Origin of the sequence: Escherichia sp. MOD1-EC6098, from assembly GCF_002965865.1 — a bacterium.
In the GTDB taxonomy this organism is placed as follows: domain Bacteria; phylum Pseudomonadota; class Gammaproteobacteria; order Enterobacterales; family Enterobacteriaceae; genus Escherichia; species Escherichia marmotae.
In genome coordinates this window covers 1-558 of record NZ_PTSN01000088.1, presented here as the reverse complement: position 1 = coordinate 558, position 558 = coordinate 1, and the positions used below count along the sequence as shown (strand labels likewise).

Genomic DNA, 558 nt, shown 5'->3' with positions numbered 1-558 from the left:
TAGGTAGCTTAACCTTCGGGAGGGCGCTTACCACTTTGTGATTCATGACTGGGGTGAAGTCGTAACAAGGTAACCGTAGGGGAACCTGCGGTTGGATCACCTCCTTACCTTAAAGAAGCGTTCTTTGCAGTGCTCACACAGATTGTCTGATGAAAATGAGCAGTAAAACCTCTACAGGCTTGTAGCTCAGGTGGTTAGAGCGCACCCCTGATAAGGGTGAGGTCGGTGGTTCAAGTCCACTCAGGCCTACCAAATTTGCACCGCAAATTTGAAGAGGTTTTAACTACATGTTATGGGGCTATAGCTCAGCTGGGAGAGCGCCTGCTTTGCACGCAGGAGGTCTGCGGTTCGATCCCGCATAGCTCCACCATCTCTGTAGTGATTAAATAAAAAATACTTCAGAGTGTACCTGCAAAGGTTCACTGCGAAGTTTTGCTCTTTAAAAATCTGGATCAAGCTGAAAATTGAAACACTGAACAACGAAAGTTGTTCGTGAGTCTCTCAAATTTTCGCAACACGATGGTGTTTTACGAAACATCTTCGGGTTGTGAGGTTAAG

General features: G+C 46.2%; 2 tRNA genes and 1 rRNA gene. All 3 read left to right on the top strand.

Annotated features, from left to right (window positions below):
* A 16S ribosomal RNA gene (locus C0K55_RS25780) occupies nucleotides 1-107 on the top strand; the annotation flags it as partial.
* A gap of 68 nt (nucleotides 108-175) precedes the next feature.
* A tRNA-Ile gene (locus C0K55_RS25775) sits at nucleotides 176-252 on the top strand.
* Nucleotides 253-294: 42 nt separating this feature from the next.
* Nucleotides 295-370, top strand: a tRNA-Ala gene (locus tag C0K55_RS25770).
* The last annotated feature ends 188 nt before the right edge of the window (nucleotides 371-558 follow it).